Genomic DNA, 10720 nt, shown 5'->3' with positions numbered 1-10720 from the left:
GGCCGCCCGTCTCGTCCGGGCCCCCGCTCGGGCGGGTCCGGGACATGGCCCGGCTCCCGCCGGAGCGGTTCCCGGGCTCGGCCGACATGTCCGTACCGGTCGGATTCCCGGGCTCGGCCGGGACATCCGCCGGGCCCGGTCGGACCTCCCCCCCGCAGCCGCCGGGCTCCGCCCGGCCCGCCCCGGGGTCAGGCCGAGGGCCGTGCCACCACGCGGCCCTCGACGCCGCCCGCGCGCAGTCGCTCGTACGCGCCGGGGACGTCCTCCAGCGCGCAGCTCTCCACCCGCGTGGCGATCACCCCGGCCCGGGCCAGTTCGATGACCTCCAGGAAGTCGGTGCGCGTCCCCCAGTGGGTCCCCATGACCGAGACCTCGTGGGCGGGGGCGTCGAAGCCGACCGGGAGAGCGCCCCGGCCGATGCCCGTGATCGTCACATCGCCGCCCGGCGCGACGCACGCGCCCGCGAGGTCCACCGTCGGCTGGACGCCGACGAAGTCGAGGACCGCGTCGGCGCCGACGCCGTCCGTCAGCTCGCGTATCCGGCCGGGGGCCGTCGCGTCCGACAGCAGTGTGGTGTGCGCGCCGAGTTCGGCGGCGAGCCGCAGCTTCGCCTCGCTCACGTCGAGGGCGACGACCCTGGCCGGCGTCAGCGCCCGCAGCAGCTGCACCGCCAGATGCCCCAGCCCGCCGACGCCGACGACCACGGCGGTGCTGCCCGGGATCAGCTTGGGCAGAGACCTCTTGACCGCGTGGTACGAGGTCAGCCCGGCGTCGGTCATCGTCGCCGCCTGGAGCGGGTCGAGAGAGCCGGTCGGGGCCAGATGCCGGGGCGAGTCGACGAGCAGATACTCCGCGAGCCCGCCGGGGGAGCCCAGCCCCGGCGGGCGGATCCCCAGCGCCTCCCGGTGGGCGCAGAGATTCTCCGCGCCGCCGGTGCAGCGCCGGCACCGCCCGCAGCCCCACGCCCCGTACACCGCGACGGCCTCCCCCTCCCGTACGCCCCGGGCACCGGGCCCGAGCGCGGCGACCGTGCCCGCGATCTCGTGGCCCAGCGTCAGCGGCAGCCGCACGCCGAGCCGCCGCAGCATCCCGGCGGGGGTGTCCATCAGCAGGAAGTCGGAGTGGCACAGCCCCACCGCGGTCACCGCCAGCAGCGCCTGACCGGGCCCGGGGACGGGCGTCGGCACCTCGACCAGCTCGGGACCGCGCCGGGCGGCGAGGATCCGGACCGCCCTCATCGACGCCATGACCCGCCCCCTTCACCCGTACCGGCGTCGGCCGCCCGGCGGCCCGGGCCGCCCGTCACGGCGCCGAAGGGAGCCAGGCCGCCAGATGCGCGGCGATCGACTCCTGGCTCGCCGGCTTCCCGATGCCCGCGTGATCCGTCGCCCGCCGCTCGACGGCGAGACCGGGGCACACCGCCCGCCACACGGGCTCCGGATCCGGCAGCGGCTCCCGGTCCGCGACGTACAGCAGCGTCGGCCCGTCGTGCGGCCTCGGCCGCCAGGCCGCCGTCAGCCGCGTCTCGTGCCGCTGGATCCGCAGCAGCCGCTCGTACCCGGCCACATCGACCTCCGGCGGCAGCAGCCCGTGGGCGACACAGGTGTCCCGGGCGACCCGGGACAGCTCCGCCGGCCGGGCCGACCGGACGGCGGCCGCCACGACAGGCGGCGGCGGCCCCAGACAGAGGGTCACGATGAACGCCAGATGCCGCTCCGGCTCGGAGTCCGCGACCCGCAGATCGGTGATGCGGCTGTCGAGCATGAACACATACGAGGAACGCCCCAGCTCACGCAGCTGGCAGGCGATCTCGTAGGCGAGGAAGCCGCCCATCGACCAGCCGCCGAGGATGTACGGGCCCGTCGGCCGCAGCCGCAGCAGCTCCTCCCGGTAACCCGCCGCCATCGTCTCCAGATCGGGGGCGAAGGCCGTCTCCGACCTGTCGACGTGCGGACGGCTCTGGAAGCCGTGCACCGGCCCCGGCCAGCTCCGCGCCAGCGGCACGTACGGGGCGACCGAACCGCCCATCACATGGAAGAGCGTCAGCCCCGGCCCCTCTCCCTCGGAGAGCCGCACCGCGCACGACGGCCGCTCGGCCGACCGCCCCTCCCGCGCCAGACCGGCCGCGAACTCCCGCACGGTGGGGGCCTCGAAGACCCGCCCCAGCGGCAGATCGGCCCCGAACTCGGCGTGCACCCGGTTCACCATCCGCAGGGCGAGCAGCGAATTGCCGCCCAGCGCGAAGAAGTTGCTCTCCGGCCCCACCGACGGCACTTCGAGCAGCTCGGTCCACAGCTCCGCCAGCTTCCTGACGAGCGGGTCCTCGTCCCCCACCGCCACGGCGTCCGCCCGCGGCGCGGAGACCATCCGCAGCGCGCGGACCGCGTCGACCTTGCCGTTCGCCGTCAGCGGCAGCTGATCCACGATCTGCGTATGGCCCGGGATCATGTAGTGCGGCAGATGCCGCCGCAGATGCTCGCCGACCCCCGCGCCGTCGAGCCCGGACCCCGCCTCGGGCACCACGAGCGCCACCAGCCGCCGCTGCCCGCCCGGCGCGTCGTCCACGCACACCACACACGCCCGCACCCCGGGGTGCGAGCGCAGCGCCGCCTCCACCGAGCCGGGCTCCACCCGATAGCCGAGGATCTTCACCTGACGGTCCTCGCGGCCCATGAACTCGATGGTGCCGTCGGGCCGGTAGCGGCCCAGATCGCCCGTGCGATAGAGCCGCTCCCCGGTCCGGGGATGGACGATGAAACGCTCCGCCGTGCGCTCCTCGTCCCGCCAGTAGCCGCGCGCCAGCCCGACGCCGCCGATGTGGATGTGCCCGACCGCCCACGGCTGCCGGACGTCCAGCCGGTGGTCGAGCACCCGCATCGTCTGATTCGTCAGCGGCTTTCCGTACGGTACGGAGCGCCAGGCGGGATCGGTCTCGCCCACCTCGTACACATTCGACCAGATCGACGCCTCCGTCGCGCCGCCCATCGCGATGACCCGCACCCCGCTCCACAGCGCCCGCGTCCGGTCCGGCAGCGCGGTCGGCACCCAGTCGCCGCTGAGCAGGAAGGCCCGGATCGGCGGCCGGCCCAGACCGGGCCGCTCCTCGGTCACCTCCACCAGCATCTCGGCCAGCGCGGGCACCGAGTTCCATACCGTGACGCCGTGCCGCTGCGCGGTCGCCGTCCAGGCGACCGGGTCGGGCAGCGGCGTGGGATCCGGCAGCACCACCGCCGCGCCCGCCGACAGCGCCCCGAACACGTCCCACACCGACAGATCGAAGGCCAGCGAGGAGATCCCGAAGACCCGGTCGCCCGAGCCCAGCCGTACCCGCTCATTGACGTCGACCACGGTGTTCAGCGCGGAGCGGTGCTCGATCATGACGCCCTTGGGGCGGCCCGTCGAGCCGGAGGTGTAGACGATGTACGCCAGATCCCGCGCGCCGCCCTCCACCGGCGGCAGCGGCTCGTCGGAGACCCCGGCCCCGTCGACCTCCAGCACCTCCGGCGGCTGCCGCGCCCCGCCCGGATCGGGCAGCGCGTGGGACTGGGCGAGCACCACGCGCGCCGAGCACTCGTCGAGCAGATCCCCCATCGGGCCCTTCGGCATGAGCGCGTCCACCGGCACATAGGCGGCGCCCGCCCGCAGCGCGCCGAGCACCGCCACCACCTGCTCCCAGCCCTTCACCATGACCACCGGCACGGTGTCGCCGCGCCGCACCCCCCGCTCCAGCAGCCAGTGCGCGACCGCCCGGGAACGGGCCTCCAGCTCCCCGTACGTCAGGGTGCGGCCGTCGGTGATCACCGCCGGGTCGCCGGGCCGCTCCGCCGCCCGCCGCAGCGGGCGGTCCTCCAGCCGGCCCGCCGGCACCGGCCGTCCGGTGTCGTTGACGGACTCGATCAGCGCGCGGTGCGCGGCCGGGACCGGATCGGGCTCCCCCTCGGCCCCGTCCGGCCGGGACAGCGCCGTGAGCAGACGCTGGTACGAGGCGGCGAACAGCTCGGGCATGCCCGGCGGGAACGCCTCCTCCACGAAGTCGATGTTGGAGGCGACGCCGCCGCCCGGCAGATCGCGGATCTGATTGTCCAGCAGCACCTGGGGGGTGTGCTGGATCCGTTCCACGGCCCGGAAGGCCGGCCGGCTCCGGGGCGGCGGAGTGTCCCAGCCCGGCCCCTGGTTGCTGGTGAACACATAGGGGAACGCGGCCCGCTGGCTCCAGCCGCTGCGCGCGGCCAGCTCCCGGCTGATCCGCACCCCGGTCACATCGCTGCGCGACATGTCGCTCCACATCTGCTTCTGGAGCCGTTTGGCGCGCTCCCAGAAGCCCGCCGCGCCCCGGTGGTCCACCTCCAGCGGCAGGGTGGCGGTGCGCTGCCCCACCACCGGGGGCCCGGGCCGCCGGGCCACGAGCTGGAGATGGACGACGTTCAGACAGAAGTGCGGGGCCGACGCCCAGGCCGCGAGCGTCTCGCAGAGCACATGCATCAGCGCCGTGGCCGGAAGAACGCGGTGCTTGCGGAAGTTGGCGCAGAAGGTCTCCCACTCCTTGCGCCCGAGCCGGGCGGTGCGGGCGGTGAAGAGCACCGACTCGATGCTCCTGGGCTCCCGGACCAGCGGCAGCCGCGGAGCCTCGGGCAGGGTGTCGAGCCGCTTCTCCCAGTACGCCCACTGCTTCGCGAAGCCCTCCCCGCGCTCGTCGGCGAGGAGTTCGGTCCGCCACTCGCGGAAGGTCTTCGCCACCGGCGGCAGCGGGGCCGCGAGGTCGTGGTACAGCTCCAGCCACTCGTCCACCACGGTGTTGAGGCTCGGCGCGTCGACGAGGATCAGGCTGTACCGGAAGTGCAGCCGGTAGCGGTGGCGGCGGATGCGGCTCGCGACGACCTCGAACAGCGGCCAGCCCGTCGGATCGAGCCCCTCGGTGCACATCCGCTCCCTGACCCCGGCCACGGCCGCGTCCCGCTCGGCCGGGCCGAGCCCGGTGAGATCCGCCACCGGCAGCGGAACGCGCGGCAGCTGCGCGGGCTCCATGACCCGGCCCCGGCCCTCGGCGAGCATGACGGTGCGCAGGGTCTCGTGCCGGTGGACCAGGGCGTTGAGGGCTTCCTCGCCCCGGGCGGGGTCGAGGCCGACCGCGTCCAGTTCGATGTAGTACTGCTGCCGGCCGCCCAGCTCCACCATCCGGCTCTCGCCCACGATGTAGGCGGACTGGATGTCGGTGAGCGGGAACTCGCGGGACGCCTGCCGGTCCCCGGGCGTCTGTCCGCCGCCGGGCGTCCGCCCGCCCCCGGGCGGCGCACCGTCCGTGAGGCCGCCGGGCGGCGGGCCGCTGAGATCCGTCTCCGTCATGTTGGTCTCCCCGTCGTGGGATCGGTCCGGGGCCGTGCGCGCCCGCTGTGCGCGGACCGCCGGCCCGGGTGCTTCGACTCGGTTCTGTCCTTGGGGCGTCCGCCGGGGTCCGCCGGGGTCCGCCGGGTCCGGCCGGGGGCCGTTGCTTCGGGCCGGGGCCCGTCAGGTTCGGGCGGGGCCCGTCAGGCCGGCCGGGCGGCGGTCCGGTCCTTCGCCGTCAGGCGAGCCAGGCGGCGGCCCGCTCCGCGAGCATCACGCAGCTGAGATTCATCGGGGAGAGCAGCGGCGACGGCATCACCGAGGAGTCCACCACCCGCAGCCCCTCGGTGCCGTACACCCGGAAACGCTGGTCGACCACGGACGCGGCGCTGTCGGCCGGACCCATCCTGGCCGTCCCCGAGGGGTGCCACATGGGAGTGGCGAAGCGGCTGACCGCCCGGCGCAGCCGCTCGGGCTCCCGCACCATCCGCTCGTTCCACAGCAGCACGTCCTGGATCTCCCCGGCCAGGGACGGCGACCGGATCAGCTCCCACAGCAGCCGGGTGCCGTCCATCAGCCGCGCCACGTCCGACGGCCGCGAGAGCAGCCCGAGGGTGATCACCGGGGCGTCGCGCACGGTCGCGCCGCCCGCGTGGACGGCCCCCCGCGACGCCGGGTTGAGCAGCATCGCGGACAGGACGACGGCGATCCGGTCGCCGCTGACCCGGGCGATCTCCGGAATGGTCTCCTCGGTGACATTGCTCGCCAGGAAGACGCCGAGGCCCGGAACGCCGTCCGGGTCCGCGAGCCGCGCCATCACCTGGTGCCAGGGCACCCCCCGGCGGCACACACCGGGCCTCGGCACCGCCCACAGCACCGTCGCCACATGATCGGCCAGATCCTCGCCCACCCCCGGCAGATCGGCGACGACCGGAACGCCCAGCCGGCGCAGCCGCCGCGCGTCCCCCACCCCGGAACGCTCCAGCACCAGCGGGGTGTTGATCCCCCCGGCGCACAGGGCGACCCGGTCGGCGGCCGCCCGCACCGGGCGGCCGTCCCTCACCGCCTCCACGCCGACGGCCCGACCGCCCCGGAACAGCACCCGGGACACCTCGCTCCGCGTCCACACGGTGAGGTTGGGCCTGGCCGACGCGGGATCCAGATACGCCTCGGCGGTGGAGACCCGGCGGCCGTCGCGCTCATTGCTGGGCAGCGGCCCGGCGCCCACCGCGCCGCCGCTCATGTCGGCGACCTCCGGAAGACCCTGTTCCGCGCACGCCTTCAGAAAGGCGAGCGACACCGGATCGAAGGCGTCCGGGGCGGGCCGCCGTACGGGGATGGGCCCGTCGCCGCCGTGGTCCGCGCCCGCGAAGTCCGCGTCGCTCTCCAGCGTCCGGAAGTACGGCAGCACCGATTCCCAGGTCCACTCGGGGTTCCCCGCGGCGGCCCATCCGTCGAAGTCGGCGGGGAGACCGCGCAGGGCGATCGCGCCGTTGACGGCGGAGGAGCCGCCGAGGAGCTTCCCCACGCCGTAGGGTCCGCTGCGCCCCCGGGGCTCGCTGCCCAGATACGCGGAGTACTCCCAGTTGTAGCCCGACAGCACCGCCATGCCCAGCGGATAGGAGGCGTGCGGTTCGGCGAGGCGCTCCACACCCGCCTCGACCAGCAGCACCCGGCGGCCCGGGTCCTGGGAGAGCCGGGCGGCCAGGGCCGCGCCGGAGGAGCCGCCGCCCACCACCACGTCGTCCCAGTGGGCGGGCTGCGCTGAGTCGGGCATCTGAACCGTCCTCCGTGAGTCGTACGCCGGCGCCGCGCGGGGCGTCACGACGGTATGGGGGCCCGGGCCTCGAGGGCGGGAGCCGAGCGCCGGGGGAGAGCCGGACGGCCCGGGCCGGCCGGTCCGCGGAGCCCGTGCGCGGGTTCCGCGGACCGGCCGGCGCCGGGCGGGTCTCAGCCGGAGAGACTGGTGCGCCGCGAGCGGCGGCGCATCCAGAACAGACCGCCGGCGACGGCGAGAACGGCCGTCGCGGTGTACGCGGCGGTGGCGGCCGGCGAGCCGGCGGCGGCGACGGAGCCGTCGCCGCCGGAGACGGCCGGGCCGAGCGCCATGGTCTTCGCGGCCGTCGCGGCCCCCGCGCCCGCGGCGGCGGCCGGGACCACCTTGACGCTCGGCGCCGGGTGGGCGGGGTTCGGGTTCGAGGAGGTCGGGCGCTCGTCCCAGCTGACCACCTCGCCGTTGCTGTAGGTCTGGATCGCGTCGAAGTAGATCCGGTCGGTGTTGGGGACGAGCCCGCCCATCAGGGAGAACTCCTCGAACTGCCCGGCGGGGATCGTGTGCGCCGACGAGTTCGCCGTCCAGGTGAGGGAGACGACGCCGGCGCCTATGCCGGAGCCGTTCTTCTCGATGGAGAGCGTCCAGCCGGGGGTGCGCTGCGCGAGCACGTTCGGCAGGGCCTGGTTGGCCCCGACCGGAAGGACGATCTTCAGTTTCTTGGTGTTCGCGGTCTCCCGCTCATTGGGGACCGAGAACGTGAGCTTCGCGTAGGAGCCCGCCGTGACCTGAGGAGTGTTGTTGATGGTGACGTGGGCGGAAGCGGGAAGGGCAACCGCAAAGACCATGGCAATCGCGCCGACGAGCGCGACGACGAGTCTGATGGGACGGAGCATGTCTCCCTCTCGAGGAAATTCGGCCGGGGTCCGCTGACCCAGGAGCTGGGATTCTCCGCCGAGCGGGAGCGCGTGAGCATCTCCCAGGTTGCCGTGGTCTGAGTGAACGTCTCTGACCTGCTGTTCCTTCGTTCTCATCATAGGAGAAGGCCCGTTACGGAAATGACCGGAGCGTTGATCGGGAACATCCGTGGAATCGGCGGACATCGGCCCCGCCGGGGCTCCGGTAATACCCCCGTACCGTAGGTGGAAGGCATTCCGGTTCAACGGCAACGCAGGAGATGCGAGGGGCCCGTCCGGGCTGCGAGGATGCCCCTTCGATGCTGCCCGCATTCCGACGGACCAAATGCCTCCAAAACCCGACGGCGCCGAGTTGATGACCGTTCGAGCGCTGTTTTCACGCGACTTCTGATCGGATCGGCGCGGTTCACGTCCGACTTCATTGAAGGAAGAGAACGCTCTTGGCGCTCTCGGGGGCTCTTTCCGTCTGATGCGCGTGTGTGCGGTGAGGACGCCGAGGACGGAGAGGACGGGGACATGAAGCGTGGCGACGAGTCCGCACCCGGTGCGGGCCAGGGACAGGGGCCCGGACACGAGCCGGGGCCGGGGACCGGGACGGAACGACGGGCGGATACGGGGCTGCCGGGCCCGGGAGCGTCGGGTACGGGCCCCGGCTCCCCGGCCCCCGGCGCTTCGGTCCCTGGCCCCTCGGGCCCCTGCGTTTCGGGTACGGGCTCCTCGGGCCCGGGCCCTGGTGTTCCGGGCCCCGGCTCCCCGGGTACGGCGTCGGCGGTCGCGGTCATCGGCATGGCCTGCCGTCTGCCCGGTGCGCCGGACCCCGAGAGCTTCTGGCGACTGCTGCGCGAAGGGCGCGACGCCGTCACCGAGGCGCCGAAGGGACGGTGGGCCCTGCCGGAGGAGCCGGACGGCACGGGCCCGCGCCCCGCCGCGCCCGGCACCCGGCGCGGCGGATTCCTCGACCGCGTCGATCTCTTCGACGCCGACTTCTTCGGCGTCTCACCGCGCGAGGCCGCGGCGATGGACCCGCAGCAGCGGCTCATGCTGGAGCTGAGCTGGGAGGCCCTGGAGGACGCGGGACTGATCCCCGGCCGGCTGCGCGGCAGCGACACCGGCGTCTTCACCGGGGTGATGGCCGACGACTACGCCACCCTGACCCGCCGTCAGGGCGTCGGCTCCCTGACCCGGCACTCCCTGACCGGACTGCACCGCGGGGTCATCGCCAACCGGGTCTCCTACACGCTCGATCTGCGCGGCCCCAGCATGGCCGTGGACACCGGGCAGTCCTCCTCCCTCGTCGCCGTCCACGCCGCCTGCGAGAGCCTGCGCGGCGGGACCTCCACCCTGGCGCTGGCGGGCGGAGTGCAGCTGAACCTGGCGGGGGAGAGCGCCGTCGGAGTCTCTGAGTTCGGCGCGCTCTCCCCGGACGGACGGTGTTACACCTTCGACGCCCGGGCCAACGGCTTCGTCCGGGGCGAGGGCGGGGGAGTGGTCGTGCTGAAGCCGCTCGACCGCGCCCTCGCCGACGGCGACCCCGTGTACTGCGTCCTCCTCGGCAGCGCGGTGAACAACGACGGCGCCACGGACGGCCTCACCCGCCCCAGCCCCGACCGCCAGTCGGACGTCGTACGCGCCGCGCAGCGGATGGCCGGGGTGGAGCCGTCGGAGGTGGCGTACGTGGAACTCCACGGCACGGCGACCCGGGTGGGGGACCCCGTGGAGGCCGCGGCTCTCGGCGCGGTCTTCGCCGGGGAGGGTGCGCGCGACGAGCCGCTGAGGGTCGGCTCGGCCAAGACGAACATCGGACATCTGGAGGCCGCCGCCGGGATCGTGGGGCTGCTCAAGGCGGCGCTCAGCGTCAGCCGCGCGGAGCTTGCGCCGAGCATCAACTACGAACGGCCGCACCCGGACATCCCGCTGGACGAGTGGGGTCTGCGGGTCCAGCGGGAGCTGAGCGGGTGGCCGGGGAGCGGGCGCAGGGTGGCGGGCGTCAGTTCCTTCGGGATGGGCGGCACCAACTGCCATGTGGTGCTGGCGGAGCCGCCGGCCGCCGAGGCCGTGCCGTCGCCCGCGGTCGCAGCGACCGAGCCCGGGACCGCGTGGACAACCGAGCCCGGGGCCGGGACCGTGTGGACAACCGAGCCCGGGCCCGGGACCGCGTGGACAATCACGTCCGGGCCGGTTCCTGTCGACGACGGTTTCGTGTCTCTGCCGCTGTCCGGGAAGTCCGCCTCAGCCCTCGCGGCCCAGGCCGGACGCCTCCGCGACCACCTCACACGCAACCCCCACATCCCCCTGCCCGACATCGCCCACGCGTTGACGGTGACGCGGCCGGTGTTCGAGCACTGGGCCGTCATCAGCACCACCGGCCGCACCCAGCTCCTCGAAGCGTTGGAAGCGGTCGCGGACCGCTCACCCCACCCCGGAGTCACCACCGGCGCCACCAGCGGACCCTCCCACCAGACCGTGTTCCTCTTCCCCGGACAAGGCTGCCAATACCCCGGCATGGGACAAGACCTCTACCAACGCCTCCCCGTCTTCACCGACGCCTTCGACGAAGCCTGCCAAGCACTCGACCCCCACCTCGAACACCCCCTCAAAGACATCGTCTTCTCCCAACCCGGCACCCCCCAGGCCCGCCTCCTCAACCGCACCGACTACACCCAACCCGCCCTCTTCGCCCTCACCATCGCCCTCTACCACCAAATCCGCG

At 74.2% G+C, this 10720-nt stretch carries 5 protein-coding genes; 1 reads left to right on the top strand and 4 read right to left on the bottom strand.

From position 1 onward, the window contains the following. Nucleotides 1–188: 188 nt before the first annotated feature. From ACF089_RS33205 to ACF089_RS33190, 4 genes are all read right to left on the bottom strand, one after another. Nucleotides 189–1238 (bottom strand): NAD(P)-dependent alcohol dehydrogenase, encoded by a 1050-nt coding sequence (locus ACF089_RS33205; RefSeq protein WP_392035212.1) that lies wholly within the window; start codon nucleotides 1236–1238, stop codon nucleotides 189–191. A 64-nt stretch (nucleotides 1239–1302) separates the two neighbouring features. Continuing rightward, the gene (locus ACF089_RS33200; protein WP_392034996.1) at nucleotides 1303–5343 is read right to left on the bottom strand and encodes an amino acid adenylation domain-containing protein; all 4041 of its coding nucleotides are present in this window, start codon (nucleotides 5341–5343) and stop codon (nucleotides 1303–1305) included. 217 nt (nucleotides 5344–5560) lie between these two features. After that, nucleotides 5561–7099, bottom strand: a complete 1539-nt coding sequence (locus tag ACF089_RS33195) for a GMC family oxidoreductase (protein ID WP_392034994.1) — start codon at nucleotides 7097–7099, stop codon at nucleotides 5561–5563. Nucleotides 7100–7272: 173 nt separating this feature from the next. Then, entirely contained in the window at nucleotides 7273–7989 is a 717-nt protein-coding gene (locus ACF089_RS33190; RefSeq protein ID WP_392034993.1) for a YcnI family protein, read from the bottom strand. A gap of 807 nt (nucleotides 7990–8796) precedes the next feature. Between ACF089_RS33190 and ACF089_RS33185 the strand changes: the two genes are divergently transcribed. Further along, nucleotides 8797–10720, top strand: a 1924-nt coding sequence (locus ACF089_RS33185; RefSeq protein ID WP_392034990.1) for a type I polyketide synthase, incomplete at its 3' end; no start/stop codon positions are given.

Source organism: Streptomyces sp. NPDC014894 (assembly GCF_043080985.1).
Lineage (GTDB): Bacteria > Actinomycetota > Actinomycetes > Streptomycetales > Streptomycetaceae > Streptomyces.
The sequence above is the reverse complement of the archived record's forward strand: the minus strand, read 5'-3'. Positions and strand labels throughout refer to the sequence as shown.